The organism is Virgibacillus salinus (assembly GCF_900102415.1).
Classification (GTDB): Bacteria; Bacillota; Bacilli; order Bacillales; family Amphibacillaceae; genus Lentibacillus; species Lentibacillus subterraneus.
The window spans coordinates 345020-362333 of sequence record NZ_FNKD01000002.1; the positions used below are offsets into that span (position 1 = coordinate 345020).

A 17314-nucleotide genomic window follows, 5' to 3' on the forward strand; every position below is an offset into this window, starting at 1 on the left:
TTTACATGGAATTTCGTTATTTACCAATGACTGAAACTGATAAAAAGGAAATGCTTGAAACAATTGGTGTTGGGTCATCTGAAGAACTATTTTCTGATATTCCCGATCAAGTTCGTTTTAAAGGTGAATTGGAGCTCAAAAAACCGGCAAATGAAGCACAGTTAAAAAAAGAACTAGCAGCTATGGCCAAGAAAAACGCAAACCTGATAGAATACAGTTCATTTTTAGGTGCCGGCGTTTATGATCATTTTATTCCTTCAGTTGTTGATCATGTGATTTCAAGATCAGAATTTTATACAGCCTATACACCGTACCAGCCCGAAATATCACAAGGGGAATTACAAGCAATTTTTGAATTTCAGACAATGATTTGTGAATTAACTGGTATGGGGGTCGCCAACTCTTCCATGTATGATGGCGGAACAGCATTAGCGGAAGCTGTAAATTTAAGTGCTGGTCAAACCAAGCGTAAAAAAATTCTTGTATCAAAGGCTATCCATCCTGAGTCAAGAGCAGTTATAGATTCATACGCGAAAGGACCAAACCTTGAAATTGTTGAAATTGATCATCATAATGGGCGCACAGATTTGAAGCAACTAAATGATGAATTAGATGAAAATACTGCAAGTGTCGTTATGCAGTATCCAAACTTCTTTGGCCAAATCGAACCATTGCATGAAGTAAACGAAATGATCAGTCAACAAAAGAAAACAATGTTTATTGTATCCAGTAACCCATTAGCATTAGGGTATTTGACGCCCCCAGGTGAGTTTGGCGCTGATATTGTTGTAGGGGACACTCAAGTATTTGGTATTCCTGCACAATTTGGCGGTCCGCACTGTGGATATTTTGCGACAACTCATAAATTAATGCGTAAAGTTCCTGGACGTTTAGTTGGCCAAACAGCAGATGAAGATGGGCAACGTGGGTTTGTACTTACACTACAGGCAAGAGAGCAGCATATCAGACGCGATAAGGCCACATCGAATATATGTTCAAATCAAGCGTTAAATGCACTTGCGAGTTCTGTAGCAATGAGTTCAATTGGTAAGAATGGTATCAAAAAAATGGCTGTATTGAATATGCAAAAAGCGCGTTACGCTAAGCAAAAATTAGAGGAAACTGGTATTGAAGTAATATCACAGGGGGCATTTTTCAATGAATTAGTTGTAAAACTCTCTGAAAATGTTGCAAATGTAAATGAAAAGCTCTTAGACAAAGGCATAATCGGCGGGTATGATCTGGAACAGGCTTACCCTGACTTAAAAGGACATATGCTGATTGCCGTAACAGAAATTCGTACAAAAGAAGAAATTGATACTTTTGTAAAAGAATTGGGGGATATTCATGGCTAATACAGATTTTCCGTTAATTTTCGACCGTAGTAAAGAAGGAAGAACCGGTTATAGTTTTCCAGAATTTGATGTTCCGGAATTCAACTTAGAAAATGAATTTGAAGATTCATATATTCGAAAGGAAGCACCGGATTTACCTGAAGTAAGTGAGCTGGAAATTATGCGTCACTATACAGCTTTATCAAAGCGAAATTATGGTGTAGATTCCGGATTTTATCCATTGGGTTCTTGTACAATGAAATATAACCCAAAAATAAATGAAGATATTGCAAGACTTGACGGGTTTAGTCATATTCATCCACATCAGGATCCCAAGAGTGTGCAAGGTGCCATGGAAATGATGTATGATCTGCAGACGTCCCTGAGAGAGATAACTGGCATGCATGAAGTTTCTTTACAGCCAGCCGCAGGAGCACAAGGTGAATGGACTGGATTGATGATGATTCGTGCATTCCATGAAGCAAATGGCGATTACAACCGGACAAAAGTAATTGTACCTGACTCGGCGCACGGAACAAATCCTGCTTCAGCTAAAGTGGCAGGGTTTGATGCAGTTACGGTAAAATCTAATGATAAAGGTTTAGTAGATCTAGAGGATCTTAAAAGAGTTGTTGGTAAGGATACCGCAGCTTTAATGCTTACTAATCCGAATACATTAGGTTTATTTGAAACCGAGATATTGGAAATGGCTGAAATAATTCATGGTGCTGGTGGCAAATTGTACTATGATGGAGCAAACCTAAATGCAATTATGGGATATACCAGACCTGGGGACATGGGATTTGATGTTGTACATTTGAACCTGCATAAGACATTTACAGGTCCTCATGGCGGCGGTGGTCCGGGATCAGGCCCAGTCGGTGTTAGTAGTGAATTGGCTGCATATTTACCAAAGCCCTTACTTGTTAAAAAAGATAATTTATATACCTTTGATTATGATCGTCCTGATTCAATTGGGCGAGTTAAACCTTACTATGGGAATTTTGGTATTAATTTACGTGCATATACGTATATTCGTACTATGGGCGCTGAAGGGCTCAAAAAGGTGAGTGAGTACGCAGTAATAAATGCAAACTACATGATGCGTAAACTAGAGAAGGAATACGTATTACCATATCAGCAACACTGTAAACATGAATTTGTTATATCAGGTAAAAAACAGAAAAAATTAGGTGTGCGGACACTAGATATTGCTAAGCGTTTGCTAGATTATGGCTATCATCCACCTACAATTTACTTCCCAATAAACGTAGAAGAGGCAATGATGGTTGAACCAACAGAAACAGAATCAAAAGAAACATTAGATGGTTTTATCGGTACAATGATGAAAATCTCCGATGAAGCGAAATATAATCCGGAATTAGTTCAGGAAGCGCCTTTCAACACAGTTGTTAAACGTATGGATGAAACAACAGCAGCGAGGAAACCTATATTACGATATGATAAGTAAGAAAACGGATGAGGTAATTACCTCATCCGTTTTTAATCTTTCCTGTCCATTTTTTAAATCCGCCTTTTAGCTGATTTATATCTGTATACCCCTTTTTGTGAAGTAACTGAGCTGCCCTGGCTGATCTGGAACCACTCTGGCAATAAAGGTATAATGGCTTATCTTTTCGCATCTCCACAAGTCGTTGCTTCATTTGTGTCACTGGAATATTTCTGGCCCCAAGAATATGACCTTTCTTAAATTCCTGTGGTTCCCTTACATCAATTAGCTGTGCCTTGCGATAACCTTCACGAAATTGATCTTCGGTTAATATGGTGACGACGTTTTTTTGTCTGAAATACCGGAAAACTCCTACTCCGACTAAAACGACAATTCCTATTACTAAATATTCCATTGTTTATCCCCCGTAACTTTCATTTGTGTCTACTCTATTATATTGTGGATTAGCTATTATTTCAAAGTATTTTTCTTATCTTATTTTATTGATAGGACTATTTACTTATTTTTTGGTTATGGCTGAACACTAATAATTGTTAAAAAAGCACAGTAATGCAGTATTAAAACTATATAATCTAGTAGGTATTTAAGAATGAATATGAAGTATATGAAAATGGTGAGGAATACTGGGTTTTTAGTAACTTCCTTAATTTTTCTCTATTTTTCTCGATATATTATCACGTTTTGATGATTGACAGATTAGAATTCATTTGTTCAAATCTCAATATATAGTATTTATTTTAAAATATTAACACTATATATTGTTTTTAGTATATCAATTATGATATCTTATATTATAACAAATAAATAGTTAAAGGAGCGATCAAAAAATGTCGATTGCTGTTGAGAGCGGAAAAAAAATAGATATTAAAATGCTAAATGAAGACATCAAATCGTTTCCGCAAGTACATCCTATTACCGATGACATGAAAATTACACACAAAGGTGTATCCCGTTTGGTTATGCTGGATCGATATGCTTTTAAGGATACTGAGAAAAAGACATTGCAAGAAGGCGACTTTGTCGTTTTAACTGTGAAAGCAGATCCGAAATTTCCTGCACGTGGACTGGGTTATGTAAAATCAATAGACTGGCAGCATAAAGAAGCAGATATTCAAGTGGATTCACAGTTTGTATCTGTACTGGATAATGAGCAAGAAGCTTCTACGGGTGTCGTAAAGCGTTCACTTGATGTTATTGATAAACCTTTGGAAGTTTATTATGAACAAATTGCAAGAAGAAATGCCACAGGGCTTTCCAACGTTGAAACGACATTAGTGAAGCAGAAAGAGTGGTTTGAGAAGTTTACGGATGAGTTAGGGTCGTTGAATTTTATTCCAGCAGGACGGGTATTATACGGTGCTGGTGCCGAAACAGATGTTACGTACTTTAACTGCTATGTCATGCCTTACATCAAAGATTCACGAGAAGGAATATCTGATCATCGTAAACAGGTGATGGAGATTATGAGCAGAGGTGGTGGGGTTGGAACAAATGGATCAACTCTAAGACCTCGTAATACATTAGCAAGAGGTGTAAACGGAAAGTCATCAGGATCAGTTTCCTGGCTGGATGATATTGCAAAACTTACACATCTGGTAGAACAAGGCGGATCAAGACGTGGTAAACAAAAGTGCCTCGTCTATAAATTAACCTCGTGAATTGCTGGAAACTCTTTAATGACTTGCTGGCTACAACGTAACTGGAAACAGTAAGCGTGAATGCTAAAAAACAGCGAGTGGAAAAAGACAATCAGCAGCCAAGCTTTGTATAGAAGAAGGTTCAACGACCATCGAAAGCACGTCTTAGACGGAAGTGAGTAGAGTAGAAATCAAGTGATTTCGAAGCGCGGGGACACATTTTAAATGTGTAAGATATGGTCTGAACTCTAAGGTGACTTAGAGAGTTGTTTTAACGAATCAACGTAACAAATTGGCTCAAATGATTATGTTAGTAGATTCTCACCCTGATATTATCGAATTTATTATCTCGAAAATGCAGAATCCGAGAATTCTACGCTATTTGATAGAAAATACTGAAGATGAACAAATTAAGCGTTTAGCACAGGAAAAACTGCAGTTCACACCATTGACGGAAACAGAAGTGGATTTGTATCAAGGTATCTTAAACTACAATACCATGCCAGGACAAGGTGGTTTTACAGATGCTGCTATCCGTGAAGCAGAAGAAAAGTTATTAACTGGGGGAACCTATTCTGTTCATAATCCAGAGTTCTTAACTGGAGCAAACATTTCTGTTTGTATTACAAAAGAACTAATGGATGCTGTCGAAGATGATGATACCTATGATTTACGTTTTCCTGATGTTGAAAATTATACAAAAGAAGAAATGAAAGCATATAACGAGAACTGGGACAAAGTTGGCGATGTTCGAAAATGGGAAGAAATGGGCTACGGCGTACGTGTTTATCGTCGAGTAAAAGCTAAAGAACTCTGGAATCTAATAAATATATGTGCAACATACTCAGCTGAACCAGGAATATTCTACATTGATAATGCCAATGAAATGACAAATGCAAAAGCATATGGGGACCAAGTAGTTGCAACAAACCCGTGTGGGGAACAGCCACTTGCACCATATTCAGTTTGTAATCTTGCAGCAGTTAACTTAGCAGAAATGGCTGACAAAGATACTAGCACTGTAAACTTCGAGAAATTGAAACAAACCGTTAAAACCGGAGTGCGTATGCAAGATAATGTAATCGATGCAACTCCATACTTTTTAGAAGAAAACAAAAAGCAAGCACTTGGGGAACGTCGGGTTGGACTAGGTGTTATGGGGATGCATGATCTCCTGATTTATTGTGAAACAGAATATGGATCATCTGAAGGTAATAATCTAGTTGATCAAATTTTCGAAGCAATTGCAACTACTGCATATCGCGAATCAATTGAGATAGCCAAAGAAAAAGGGAGTTTCCCATTCCTAATTGGTAACACGGACGAAGAAACTAAATCGCTACGTGAGGCATTTATAAACACTGGTTATATGAAGAAAATGCCTGAAGATATTAGAAAGGATATTTTAGAATATGGTATACGAAATTCACATCTTTTGACTGTGGCTCCAACTGGGTCCACTGGAACAATGGTCGGTGTGAGCACAGGTTTGGAACCATATTTCTCCTTTTCTTACTATAGAAGTGGAAGACTAGGGAAGTTCATTGAAGTTAAGGCTGAAATTGTACAAGAATATTTAGATAGGAATCCTAATCAAAGTTCAGAAAAACTTCCTGAATTCTTTGTAACAGCGATGGATCTTGCACCAGAAGCACATGCGGATACACAGTGCGTTATTCAACGTTGGGTTGATAGCTCCATTTCCAAAACAGTAAACGCACCTCGTGGTTATACAGTTGATCAAGTAGAGAATGTATACCATAGACTATATAATGGTGGTGCTAAAGGTGGAACTGTTTATGTAGATGGCAGTCGAGATTCACAAGTACTGACGCTTAAAGCTGAAGAAAACTCAGAGGGTGAACAGACTGAACTATTTCAGGAAACTGAAAAGCCTAAAGTTGTATTAATGGACACCATCCAGGAATTAGATAAAACCAACGTTATGATTGGCTCAGAAGTTGGTGATACGTGTCCAGTTTGCCGAGAAGGCAGTGTGGAAGATATTGGGGGATGCAACACATGTACAAGCTGTGGAGCTCAGCTTAAATGTGGATTATAAGTTATTTAAGGGAAGAATCGACTACAAGTTGGTTCTTTTCTTTTTATTTAGCTGTTTTCAACATTTTGCTGCTATTTACTATTCGCAGTTGATATAAACTGCGACGAACTGTGGAAAAATAATTTCAGTGCTATGATACCGTTACGGTTATACACTTCGTGCGGGGTCTCGCCGATGCCTTTCCTTCCGCAGGAGTATTCGTTTATTTCCTGTGCTGGATTGTGCTCACTTTAGCCTGAAAATTAACAAGTGCATATCATGATGGACAAACAAGATTTAAAACCATTTAGATTGTCAGCTCCAAGAAACGCGTAGTTCTTTTTAATTCCAATTGTGAAAGCGAAGTATTCTGCCGGAACGAATCTAAACACTCAACCATCATTCGAGAGAAAGCGTAACAAAAGAAAATTCTAAATGTGCCAAAGTTTATATCCTCTTGGCAGTTATGAATGTATATACTTTTATACTGTATGAGTGCAACTATGACATTCATCATAAAGGCTTAATGAATGCTAAGTTTTCTAGTTATTAATAACATTTTTTTTAGAAATCTGCCTTTGATTTTGTCATCTAAAAGAATACTTGTTTAATTCGTTGATATCTTGTATTATTTTTTATAGAAACATTTTTGCGCATGCTAAAAATTTATTCTTTGAAATGAGTTGAGTTTATGCCGACACCGAGCATGGAAGATTATATTGAACAAATTTATAATTTAATTGAAACAAAAGGTTATGCACGTGTTTCCGATATTGCAGAAGCCCTGATAGTGCACCCATCATCAGTGACTAAAATGGTCCAGAAACTTGATAAAGATGAATACTTAAATTATGAGAAATATAGAGGATTTATTTTAACATCAAAAGGAAAAAAGATTGGCGAGCGATTAGTTTTTCGTCATGAGTTACTTGAGGATTTTCTTGAAATTATTGGTGTAGATAATGATAAAATATACGAAGATGTTGAAGGTATTGAGCATCATCTAAGCTGGAATTCAATAGACAGAATTGGTGACTTAGTACAATACTTTAAAGAAGATAAGAATCGTATTGATGATTTAAAAAAGATTAAAGCAAACGACGAGAGATAACTAAAATTAGATATGTATATGTGTTCTAATTCCACCTGTATCCTCCTAATATATAATAAAGGTTTTTACAAGGGGAGAATTCATGAATATTGATGGCGTGTTTTCTGGTGGTGGAGTGAAGGCCTATGCACTTATTGGTGCGCTTAAAAGCATTGAAGGGAAAGGTTTATCATTTGAACGAGTAGCTGGAACATCTGCAGGAGCAATAATGTCCACCTTGATTGCAGCAGGATATAAAATTGATGAAATCGAGAAATTAATTCAGGACTTAGATATGCATAAACTTTTGGATGCACCAAAATGGACTACATTAATTCCATATTCAAAATGGATTTTTCTATACTTTCAAATGGGGCTATATAAAGGCGACAAACTGGAGAACTGGTTATACAGACAGTTGGCTAATAAAAATATTTATACGTTTAATGATTTGCAACCCGATTATCTTAAAGTGGTAGTCAGTGATATTTCACTTGGCAGATTAGTTGTTATACCAGATGATCTAGAAAGGGTCTATGGAATTGAACCAAAATATTTTTCTGTTTCAAAGGCTGTTCGAATGAGTGCAGGGTTTCCTTATTTTTTTATGCCAAAAAAACTGCAGGGCAAATCGAAACACAAAAGTCTGATTGTTGACGGGGGGCTTTTGAGCAATTTCCCATTGTGGATTTTTGAAAGTGAAAACAAACGTAATAAAAGACCGATATTAGGGGTTAAATTGAGTGGCTATCCTGAACAACAGTCCCCGCGTAAAGTAAGTAATGCACTTGATATGTTTCATGCCTTATTTTCAACGATGATACAGGCGCATGATGCACGTTACATTTCTAAATCTCAAATAAGTAACATAATGTTTATCCCGGTGGAGCATGTTGAATCAATGAATTTTAGTGTTAGTGGTATAACAAAAGAACAACTTATAAAAATGGGCAAAGAAAAAGCCGATCAATTCTTAAGATATTGGCCAAAATAAAAACCAAGCTATCTAAAAAGTAGCTCGGTTTTTTCTTTTTGACTTATTACCATCAATTACTCGTAAATGAGATGCACGTTTATTTAGCTTCTTTTTCATTTGAAGTGGCTGTGGACGTTTAGAAGTAGGACGTGGTTTGTTATTTTGGTTTGTGTATTTTGATTTTGACTGTTTCACTGCTTGCTTATATTTCTTAGTATCGTGGGAAGCGGTTCTTTTTTTGAGAAAGACAAAATAGATTACCGCAAAAACTGCTACGCCAAATCCAAGCATCATTATTATGTTAGTAAGGAAGGAAGCTGTATTTGTAAAAAGCTGTGCAATTACGCCAATGACAGCCAATCCTATTATTACATAAACAAATGCGGAAAACTTATTGCGAACCATTTGCACGACCTCCTTTCAATTATTGCATACTAATCTATACCACTATTTTCTACTTTTATATCTTCATTCAAAAAACGTTTTGCTACTTTAAATTCTTTCCGTTCCTGCTCAAAATATTCAATACTGTATTTTTTTCTTTAATAAACTGATCAATTTAATTGTATTTCTTTTATTTTACTAGAAAATGGTTAATTTAACTACTCAAAAATAATTGTAATTATAATGAAGTGATTCGTTTTAAAGCAATTGGTAACAATATAAATGGAGGTGTTTGTATTGAAAGAGGGTAAAAATTTAGAGCAAAATAAACAGGAAAGACCTATGTCTCTTATGTCCAGATCTTTAATTACCGGTTTTGTAGGAGGATTAATAGCTAGTTCTTTTGGTGTTATTATGTATTATTTGAGTTTTTCCGAGGTTGCACCAAAAAGTTATTTAATCCGTTCCTGGATAACTGCTGATTGGACAGATGGCTGGCTGGGAAATATGCTATCCATTTTGATGGTAGGAGTCCTATCACTGTTAACAGCGTTTATTTATTACGGGATATTTAAAAAAATTGATTCACTTTGGATGGGTGTCGGATATGGAATTATTTTATGGGTTATTGTCTTTTATATCGTACAGCCAATATTCCCAAATATACCAAATTTAATGGATTTGAACAGGTATACGATTGTTTCCACATTATGTCTCTTTATATTATATGGAACTTTTATTGGATATTCCATTTCATACGACTATGCTGATACAATAAGAAAGGAAGAAGAGATAAAAGAAAAGCAGAATTAATCTATGGTTTTACTATTATTCAAAAGTTTTTGTTTATGATAAACTAAAATAGTCCGTAATTATATGAATTATAAAGGAATGAAATGCCGATGAATCGTCTTTTGCTATTAAATGGCCCTAATATTAATTTGTTAGGAAAACGGGAAAAGGAAGTTTATGGGAAATTCACGTTACATGACATTGAAATCGAGGTAGCAGATTTAGCACAAAAACATGGGCATGAGCTAGATTGTTTTCAATCAAATCATGAAGGAGAATTAATTGACCGTCTGCATCAAGCTAACGGGAAGTATACTGGAATAGTCTTTAATCCTGCAGCGTACACTCATACAAGTATTGCTTTGCGTGATGCTATTATGGCAATTGACACACCTGTAATTGAGGTCCATATTTCTAATGTACACAAACGAGAAGCTTTTAGATACCAATCAATGCTTGCGTCAGCATGTTATGGACAAGTTGTAGGGTTCGGATTGAAAAGTTATCGACTGGCAGCGCTGGCATTTTTGGAAAGTAAATAGAAAGGGATGATACGATGGAGAAATTGAATAGACTTCGCAAGGCTTTACAGGAAAATAATCTTGACGCCATTTTAATTACTAGCCCAATAAACAGAAGGTATATGACAGGGTTTACAGGGACAGCAGGTGCCGTAATCGTAAGCAAGGATGAAACACGATTTATTACAGATTTCCGTTACATAGAACAGGCTAACGAAGAGGCTGCCGGGTATACCGTTATAGAACATAAAAAGTTAATACATCAAGAAATTAGTAATCAATTGAATCAATTAAATGTTAAGCGGATTGGTTTTGAAAAAGACCATGTGACATATAATACTTATGAAATATATAAGAAGGAATTTGAAGTTGAGTTAGTACCTGTTAGCGGATTGATAGAGGAGCTTCGTTTAATCAAAACAGACGAAGAGCTGACTATATTAAAGCAAGCTGCGAAAATAGCAGATGATGCATATGAACATATTCAGAGCTATATTAAACCAGGTGTAAAAGAAATAGATATATCAAATGAACTAGAATTCTTTATGCGAAACCAAGGGGCAACCTCTTCAAGCTTTGATATAATTGTTGCATCAGGTTATCGTGCTGCATTGCCTCACGGAGTAGCTTCAGAAAAAAAGATTGAATCAGGTGAGCTTGTCACACTAGATTACGGTGCATTATTTAACGGGTATTGTTCAGATACAACTAGAACTGTTGCCGTTGGAGAAATAAATGATGAGCTAAAGTCAATTTATAACACTGTTCTGGAAGCACAGTTACTTGGTGTTGAAGGTGTGAAACCAGGAATGACGGGGAAAGAAGCAGATGCACTTACTAGAGATTATATAAAGGAAAAAGGCTATGGCGAGTATTTTGGGCATTCAACTGGACATGGACTTGGGATGGAGGTTCATGAAGGACCAGGTCTATCATTCAGATCAGATAAAAAACTGGAGCCTGGTATGGTTGTAACTGTTGAACCTGGAATATATGTACCAAATGTTGGCGGTTGTCGTATTGAGGATGATATTGTTCTTACAGAAAAGGGAAATGAACGACTAACACATTCTTCTAAAGAATTAATTCATCTATAGGATAGAGGAGGATTTAGAAATGATTTCAGTAAATGATTTTAAGACAGGATTGACGATTGAGGTTGATAATGATATCTGGCAGGTTATGGACTTTCAGCATGTAAAACCAGGAAAGGGTGCGGCGTTTGTTCGTTCAAAATTACGGAACTTACGAAGTGGGAATATCCAGGAAAAAACATTTCGCGGTGGAGAAAAAGTAAATAAGGCACACATCGAACAGAGTAAGATGCAATATTTATACGCATCTGGTGATAGTCATGCATTCATGAATACACACACATACGATCAGCTAGAGTTGCAAACTAGTCAGCTTAAAGATCAGCTACCCTATATAAAAGAAAATATGGAAGTATCTATTATCACCTATGAAGGAGAAGTAATTGGTGTAGAACTTCCAAATAATGTGGAGCTAGCCGTAACAGAAACAGAGCCAGGTATAAAAGGTGATACTGCTAGTGGTGGAACAAAACCTGCTACATTAGAAACTGGCCTAATTGTACAAGTTCCATTTTTTATTAATCAAGGAGAAGTATTAGTTATTAATACATCCGACGGTAAATATGTTTCAAGAGCGTAGAAAAAACATAAATTGAGAAGGACGGTCCTATAAAAAGGGATCGTTCTTTTTTTTAGCAGATAAGAAAGCAACATGGCTGCCGAGTGCGCACCCACCATCTATCATGAAAATGTTGTAATCGAATTTTCATATAAATAATGTTGAGAGGTTTTGCGGACACCAAGGGCCTTATTTGTTTGAAATACAGGAAAATGGTGATGTTCACGGACACCAGGGACCTTATTTGTTACAAATCCCCTCTATTAACCATGATATACGTAAAATAAGGGCTTCTGTGTCCGGATAAATTCGAAAAAGTATCTTTTTTATAGAAATAGCTTCTCCTGTGTCCGTTAAAAAATAAAAGGTATAGTAAAAATTTATTTCGTTAAACCCCCCGTTGATCCGCAATGCGCAGCAACCATCTGTTATGAAAAAGAATTTGTAATAGAGCTAGAGAGGTGTATTTATACAAAAGTATAAAAAATTTCTTACTGCATAAGTGCAACTAAGGCTTGGTGAATACCAAGTTAGGCCGTGACCATGACTAAGAAGACACTACGCAAGCGATAGCTGGAGTATATGTCGCTTTTGTACGCGGAGCGGTGAAAGCGAAGTATTCTGTCGGAATGAATCTAAGCACTCAACCATTATTGAAAATATAGGAAAAGGCACAAAAGAAAATTTTCACTATGGTGCAGTTTTTACAATAGCAACAATCTTTTAGAAAAAGCTTTCATAATATCCTTTCACCATAAACTAAGTTTTCTAATGGCTTTTCATTAGTCATAATCTCTCCTTAAAAACATATATCTATTAAAAAGATACTATAAAAAGTGGGGACATGTTATGGAAGAGATATTGCGCCTATTTCCAGAAAGAATTCGACGAGCAATACAATCCAAAACTAAAGATCGTTGGAAGGTTATGCAAGAGATTCGTTTTCGCTTAAATCAACCGGTCGAACTGATTTTTGATGATCATACTGAGTGGATTGAATCAATAAAGCCTGATCGCAACGAAAGTATCTTTGTGCTTAATCAATTAAGCGAATTTTCATTGTACCGTATGGAAGATGAATTACGTGAAGGCTATGTCACTATTGAAGGTGGACATCGTGTTGGTTTATCTGGAAAAGTGAACACATTAAATGGAGCAGTTAAAGCAATTCAGTATATAGCTTTTTTTAATATACGTATTGCTAAACAGAAGATCGGAGCTGCCTTGTCACTGATTCCATACCTTTATACAGATAGTAACTATCAAAACACACTTTTTATTGGCGCACCACAAACAGGAAAAACGACATTAATACGTGACGTTGCACGATTAATTGGTACAGGCTGGAGTACTGTGTCAGCACAGAAAGTTGGAATAATAGATGAACGTTCAGAAATAGGTGGCTCAAAAAAAGGAATACCACAGCATGACTTAGGTTTAAGAACCGATGTAATGGATGCTTGCCCAAAAGCTGAAGGTATGATGATGATGATCCGATCAATGTCACCTGAAGTACTTATAGTGGACGAAATTGGCAGCGCTAATGATGTACAAGCATTAATGGAGGCAATAAATACAGGAGTTACAGTTATTTGTACAATACATGGGAAATCTATTGAGGAGTTAAAGAAACGACCATCATTAAAACCGTTATTCGAGTACGATGTTTTTCAACGAATTGTCTTGTTGGATAGACAAAGACAGCCCGGATATATTCATCGTATATATAATCAAAAAGAAGAAAATATTTTACAGAAAACGAGGTGCTTAAAGAATGAAGTGGATTGGAGCGCTTCTTTTCATAGGCACAACAACATTAATAGGGTTTGAGTTTAGTAGGAAATTAAACGCAAGACCGAAGCATATCAGACAAATGAAAAATGCACTTCAGATATTGGAGGCAGAAATTTTATATAGTCAATTACCCTTACACGATGCTTTTCATACAATAGCAAAGCAAATTCCTGAACCAACAAGAATCTTTTTTTATCGATTAAGTCGTTCATTATTAAATAAACAAAGTGTTTATTTATACAATGTCTGGAATCAACATGTGAATGATTTGATGAAAGAATCGGCGCTTGGTGCTAATGAAGAAGAGATTTTGCAGCAATTCGGTCGAACACTTGGACAGCATGACTTTGAACAACAGCAAAAACATATTCACTTAACTATCAAACACTTGGATCGAGAGTTGGAAGATGCAAGGGACAGTCAATATAAATATAGCAAGATGGCTAAAAGTTTAGGGTTATTGTGTGGGTTATTCATAGTATTATTGCTCATATAGAGGGAAGGGAGTACATCAATGGCTGTTGATGCGTCAATTTTATTTCAGATTGCAGGTATTGGAATAATTGTAGCTATCATTCATACGATTTTGAAACAGATGGGCAAAGAGGATATTGCACACTTTGCAACAGTTGTCGGATTTGTAATTGTTCTAGTAATTGTTGTTAATCAACTTTCTGATCTATTTCAGCAGATAAAGTCTGTATTCCTTTTCCAGGGGTAGTGATAGATGGATATTATACAAATTGTTGTTCTAGGAATTGTTGCAAGCATTCTATATATCGTATTGAAAGATATGAATTCCTCTTTTGCATTCTTTGTAATTGTTGTTACCGGAGTCCTGATATTTCTAGCAATCATCAAGCAAATTGGAATTATTTTTCAATTAATTGAGTCTTTAGGAGAAAAAGCCAATATTGATGGTATGTACATAAATACCATTTTAAAAATAATTGGGATTGCTTATATTGCGGAAATTGGAGCAAATTTAACGAAAGACGCAGGGCTTAGTTCAGTAGCATCTAAAATTGAGCTGGCCGGAAAGATATTCATACTGCTATTGGCAATTCCAATAATTACTGCTGTCATCGAAGCAATATTAAGTTTCATACCTTCAGCCTAGAACTGGACAAGATTTTGAAAGGAGTACGTATGCTGAATGGTACAAAATAAGTTGATTATCATTATTCTTCTAATTCTGCTAGTACTTCTAATTGGACAACAATCTGTTTCAGCTGAACCCAATTCAAATGATATACAAGATAAGATGTTAAATGATATTTCACTAGATGGCATGCAATCCTTTTGGCATACCTTAGTTAATGATTATGGAGGTTATTTACCAGAGCTCGAGAAAACAAGCATTTCTGAATTCATTAAGGATAACGGTTCTTTTTCAATAAAAAACACGTTATGGGGTTTTATTGAATATTTCCTTCATGAGCTCATTATGAATGGGAAACTACTTGGACTTTTATTAATGCTTACATTATTTTCAATGGTTTTACAGACCATGCATGCTGCTTTTGAAGAAAGTACTGTTAGCAAAATTGCATATTTTGTAGTCTATATTGTTTTAATCTTTTTGGCATTGAATAGTTTTTACTTGGCGGTATCTTATGCTAAAGAAGCAATTGACACAATGAGTGGTTTCATGATTGCCTTACTTCCTTTGGTATTAAGTATTATGGCTACGCTTGGAAATGTTATTACTGTCTCATTTTTTCAGCCTATTGTAATTTTTCTAATAAATCTTAGTGGTGTGTTAGTTTCAAAGTTTATTTTACCCTTATTATTCTTATCAGCTCTCTTATTAATTGTTAGCAGCTTGAATGATAATTATAAAGTGACACATTTAGCAAACTTATTTAAAACAGTTGGTTTAGGTGCTTTAGGGATGTTTTTAACAGTGTTTGTAGGAGTAATGTCAGTCCAGGGGGCGTCCACTGCCATAACTGATGGAGTAGCGATGAAAACAACTAAATTTGTTACTGGAAACTTTATTCCGGTAGTCGGGAGAACATTAACTGATGCCGCTGATACTATTTTAAGTGCATCTTTGCTGCTAAAGAACTCCATTGGAATCGTTGGTGTCTTAATTATTGTATTAATAGCAGTATTTCCTGCACTTAAGATATTTGCTATTGCGCTGATATATAAGCTGGCAGCAGCTGTCCTGCAACCAATTGGTGATGGTCCGATAATAACCAGCCTAAACACGATAAGTAATTATATTGTATATATTCTGGCCTGTTTGTTAGCGGTAACGTTAATGTTTTTTCTTGCAATAGTCATTTTGGTTGCAGCAAGTAATATTACACTTCTCCTGCGTTAGGGGGGACTGGAAATGGAGATCCTTACTCAATGGGTTACACAAATTATTATATTCCTTTTGCTAGCTTCCATAGTCGATCTATTAATTCCAGCAACATCAATGAAAAAATATATCAAATTAGTTGTTGGTCTAATATTAATATTAATTTTTTTGAAGCCATTATTTTTCTTGTTTGATTTTAATGCCCAACAGGCTCTGGAGAAGTCATATTCACAAATCATGAACCAGCAACCAGAGGGGGAACAAGTAGAAAATTCAATTAAAATGCAAAAAAGTGAAATACAAGAGTCTCAGAATGCATATATTTTAGAACAAACGGTTGTCCAATTAAAGGAACTGGCAAAAAAGCCATTACAGGAAGATTATCAGTTAGAAATATCAGATATTGAGTTTCCACAGACTGAACTATTTGCAGAAACAGAGCTTACTGATGAGAATTTTGATGAAGTCATTGTGTATCTTGATGAATCATCTGAAGGGGAGGGAGAAGTGAGTGCTATTGAGGATGTTGTAATAAATACGGACAAGACAGTAGCGAATGAAGTTAATAAGCTAGATGTGAATGGAATTAAACTATTATTACAGGATACATGGGAGATAGACAACAAGAAGTTAACAATCTTGTGGGAAGGAGGTACACCTTGAAGAAACAAATAAAGGATTTTTTGCAAACAAAAAAATCTGAACATGGAGGCAAGATATCTAAAAAGGCAGGATACATTTTAGTCGTTGGTTTAGTTGGACTGTTACTAATCATAATTGGCAATATTTTTTCAACTTCAGCAACAGAAGATAATCAATCGCTCAACAATGTAGCGAGTGAAGTTGATAAACCAGTAGAGGAAACTTTTTCTGATAAATCAAAAAGCACCTCAAATGTAGATGAAATAGAGAAGAGTTATGAAGATAATTTAAAAGAAATGCTTGATAAAATTCAAGGTGTTTCAAACGTTGAAGTAATGGTGAATCTAGAATCTACTAAAGTTAAAGTTTATGAAAAAAACTTAATTGCTGGGCAGCAATCTACAACAGAGTCTGATAAAAATGGCGGGACAAGAGAGATTGAAGATAATACTAAGGAGACACAAGTTGTACTGGTAAGACAAGGAGACAAAGAAGTCCCGTTGCTTATACAAACAAAAAAGCCTGAGGTAAGAGGGGTGTTCGTTGTTGCAAAGGGGGTTGATCATGCAACGGTAAAAAAATGGGTAATTGATTCAGTATCTCGTGTACTCGATGTTCCAACACATAGAGTTTCAGTAATGCCAAAAAATTAGGAGGATTTATTT

At 35.8% G+C, this 17314-nt stretch carries 17 protein-coding genes and 2 pseudogenes; 17 read left to right on the plus strand and 2 right to left on the minus strand.

From position 1 onward, the window contains the following. Positions 1-5: 5 nt before the first annotated feature. Positions 6-1355 carry an aminomethyl-transferring glycine dehydrogenase subunit GcvPA gene (gcvPA, locus tag BLS02_RS08540; protein WP_092492585.1) on the plus strand — a complete coding sequence of 450 codons (1350 nt, stop codon included), beginning with the start codon at positions 6-8 and terminating at the stop codon, positions 1353-1355. Beyond that, positions 1348-2805 carry an aminomethyl-transferring glycine dehydrogenase subunit GcvPB gene (gene gcvPB / locus BLS02_RS08545; protein ID WP_092492586.1) on the plus strand — a complete coding sequence of 486 codons (1458 nt, stop codon included), beginning with the start codon at positions 1348-1350 and terminating at the stop codon, positions 2803-2805. The genes gcvPA and gcvPB overlap by 8 nt, the downstream gene beginning before the upstream one ends. A 22-nt stretch (positions 2806-2827) precedes the next feature. On the opposite strand, the gene BLS02_RS08550 is transcribed toward gcvPB, so the two are convergent. Then, on the minus strand, positions 2828-3199 hold the full coding sequence (locus BLS02_RS08550) for a rhodanese-like domain-containing protein (protein WP_092492587.1): 372 nt from the start codon (positions 3197-3199) through the stop codon (positions 2828-2830). Positions 3200-3632: 433 nt separating this feature from the next. Between BLS02_RS08550 and BLS02_RS08555 the strand changes: the two are divergent. The 4 genes and pseudogenes from BLS02_RS08555 to BLS02_RS08570 form a co-directional block, all read left to right on the plus strand. Further along, positions 3633-4427, plus strand: a pseudogene (locus tag BLS02_RS08555) (ribonucleotide reductase N-terminal alpha domain-containing protein); the annotation flags it as partial. A gap of 310 nt (positions 4428-4737) precedes the next feature. Next, positions 4738-6504 (plus strand): annotated as a pseudogene (locus BLS02_RS08560) (vitamin B12-dependent ribonucleotide reductase); the annotation flags it as partial. Between the two features lie 670 nt (positions 6505-7174). Then, on the plus strand, positions 7175-7594 hold the full coding sequence (mntR, locus tag BLS02_RS08565; RefSeq protein ID WP_092492590.1) for a transcriptional regulator MntR: 420 nt from the start codon (positions 7175-7177) through the stop codon (positions 7592-7594). An 82-nt stretch (positions 7595-7676) separates the two neighbouring features. Then, the gene (locus BLS02_RS08570) at positions 7677-8567 is read left to right on the plus strand and encodes a patatin-like phospholipase family protein (protein WP_092492591.1); all 891 of its coding nucleotides are present in this window, start codon (positions 7677-7679) and stop codon (positions 8565-8567) included. A 12-nt stretch (positions 8568-8579) separates the two neighbouring features. Here BLS02_RS08570 and BLS02_RS08575 read toward each other — a convergent pair whose 3' ends face one another. After that, positions 8580-8954: an SA1362 family protein gene (locus BLS02_RS08575; RefSeq protein WP_092492592.1), complete on the minus strand. Its 375-nt coding sequence runs from the start codon at positions 8952-8954 to the stop codon at positions 8580-8582. Between the two features lie 276 nt (positions 8955-9230). On the opposite strand from BLS02_RS08575, the gene BLS02_RS08580 reads away from it, so the two are divergent. From BLS02_RS08580 to spoIIIAG, 11 genes are all read left to right on the plus strand, one after another. Then, positions 9231-9746, plus strand: coding sequence for a YqhR family membrane protein (locus BLS02_RS08580; protein ID WP_254788742.1), 516 nt, complete (start codon positions 9231-9233; stop codon positions 9744-9746). An 89-nt stretch (positions 9747-9835) separates the two neighbouring features. After that, a complete protein-coding gene (aroQ, locus tag BLS02_RS08585) occupies positions 9836-10267 on the plus strand; it encodes a type II 3-dehydroquinate dehydratase (RefSeq protein WP_092492594.1) in 432 nt (143 codons plus the stop codon). 14 nt (positions 10268-10281) lie between these two features. Further along, the gene (locus tag BLS02_RS08590; protein ID WP_092492595.1) at positions 10282-11343 is read left to right on the plus strand and encodes a M24 family metallopeptidase; all 1062 of its coding nucleotides are present in this window, start codon (positions 10282-10284) and stop codon (positions 11341-11343) included. Between the two features lie 19 nt (positions 11344-11362). Next, the gene (efp, locus tag BLS02_RS08595; protein ID WP_092492596.1) at positions 11363-11920 is read left to right on the plus strand and encodes an elongation factor P; all 558 of its coding nucleotides are present in this window, start codon (positions 11363-11365) and stop codon (positions 11918-11920) included. Positions 11921-12748: 828 nt separating this feature from the next. Beyond that, positions 12749-13729, plus strand: coding sequence for a stage III sporulation protein AA (gene spoIIIAA / locus BLS02_RS08600; RefSeq protein WP_092492597.1), 981 nt, complete (start codon positions 12749-12751; stop codon positions 13727-13729). Continuing rightward, a complete protein-coding gene (gene spoIIIAB, locus BLS02_RS08605; RefSeq protein ID WP_092492598.1) occupies positions 13674-14189 on the plus strand; it encodes a stage III sporulation protein SpoIIIAB in 516 nt (171 codons plus the stop codon). Before spoIIIAA ends, spoIIIAB begins: the two co-directional genes overlap by 56 nt. A gap of 18 nt (positions 14190-14207) precedes the next feature. Then, the gene (gene spoIIIAC, locus BLS02_RS08610; RefSeq protein WP_092492599.1) at positions 14208-14414 is read left to right on the plus strand and encodes a stage III sporulation protein AC; all 207 of its coding nucleotides are present in this window, start codon (positions 14208-14210) and stop codon (positions 14412-14414) included. Positions 14415-14420: 6 nt separating this feature from the next. Continuing rightward, complete coding sequence (gene spoIIIAD / locus BLS02_RS08615) at positions 14421-14813, plus strand: stage III sporulation protein AD (RefSeq protein WP_092492600.1); 393 nt, start codon at positions 14421-14423, stop codon at positions 14811-14813. 36 nt (positions 14814-14849) lie between these two features. Continuing rightward, complete coding sequence (spoIIIAE, locus tag BLS02_RS08620) at positions 14850-16025, plus strand: stage III sporulation protein AE (RefSeq protein ID WP_092492601.1); 1176 nt, start codon at positions 14850-14852, stop codon at positions 16023-16025. Between the two features lie 12 nt (positions 16026-16037). Beyond that, positions 16038-16670 (plus strand): stage III sporulation protein AF, encoded by a 633-nt coding sequence (gene spoIIIAF, locus BLS02_RS08625; protein WP_092492602.1) that lies wholly within the window; start codon positions 16038-16040, stop codon positions 16668-16670. Continuing rightward, complete coding sequence (gene spoIIIAG, locus BLS02_RS08630; RefSeq protein ID WP_254788743.1) at positions 16667-17302, plus strand: stage III sporulation protein AG; 636 nt, start codon at positions 16667-16669, stop codon at positions 17300-17302. Before spoIIIAF ends, spoIIIAG begins: the two co-directional genes overlap by 4 nt. The last annotated feature ends 12 nt before the right edge of the window (positions 17303-17314 follow it).

Bases quoted from the DNA above. Each gene is read 5' to 3' on its own strand.
- gcvPA (WP_092492585.1), top strand. From the start codon at position 6: ATGGAATTTCGTTATTTACCAATGACTGAAACTGATAAAAAGGAAATG.
- gcvPB (WP_092492586.1), top strand. From the start codon at position 1,348: ATGGCTAATACAGATTTTCCGTTAATTTTCGACCGTAGTAAAGAAGGA.
- BLS02_RS08550 (WP_092492587.1), bottom strand. From the start codon at position 3,199: ATGGAATATTTAGTAATAGGAATTGTCGTTTTAGTCGGAGTAGGAGTT.
- mntR (WP_092492590.1), top strand. From the start codon at position 7,175: ATGCCGACACCGAGCATGGAAGATTATATTGAACAAATTTATAATTTA.
- BLS02_RS08570 (WP_092492591.1), top strand. From the start codon at position 7,677: ATGAATATTGATGGCGTGTTTTCTGGTGGTGGAGTGAAGGCCTATGCA.
- BLS02_RS08575 (WP_092492592.1), bottom strand. From the start codon at position 8,954: ATGGTTCGCAATAAGTTTTCCGCATTTGTTTATGTAATAATAGGATTG.
- aroQ (WP_092492594.1), top strand. From the start codon at position 9,836: ATGAATCGTCTTTTGCTATTAAATGGCCCTAATATTAATTTGTTAGGA.
- BLS02_RS08590 (WP_092492595.1), top strand. From the start codon at position 10,282: ATGGAGAAATTGAATAGACTTCGCAAGGCTTTACAGGAAAATAATCTT.
- efp (WP_092492596.1), top strand. From the start codon at position 11,363: ATGATTTCAGTAAATGATTTTAAGACAGGATTGACGATTGAGGTTGAT.
- spoIIIAA (WP_092492597.1), top strand. From the start codon at position 12,749: ATGGAAGAGATATTGCGCCTATTTCCAGAAAGAATTCGACGAGCAATA.
- spoIIIAB (WP_092492598.1), top strand. From the start codon at position 13,674: ATGAAGTGGATTGGAGCGCTTCTTTTCATAGGCACAACAACATTAATA.
- spoIIIAC (WP_092492599.1), top strand. From the start codon at position 14,208: ATGGCTGTTGATGCGTCAATTTTATTTCAGATTGCAGGTATTGGAATA.
- spoIIIAD (WP_092492600.1), top strand. From the start codon at position 14,421: ATGGATATTATACAAATTGTTGTTCTAGGAATTGTTGCAAGCATTCTA.
- spoIIIAE (WP_092492601.1), top strand. From the start codon at position 14,850: ATGGTACAAAATAAGTTGATTATCATTATTCTTCTAATTCTGCTAGTA.
- spoIIIAF (WP_092492602.1), top strand. From the start codon at position 16,038: ATGGAGATCCTTACTCAATGGGTTACACAAATTATTATATTCCTTTTG.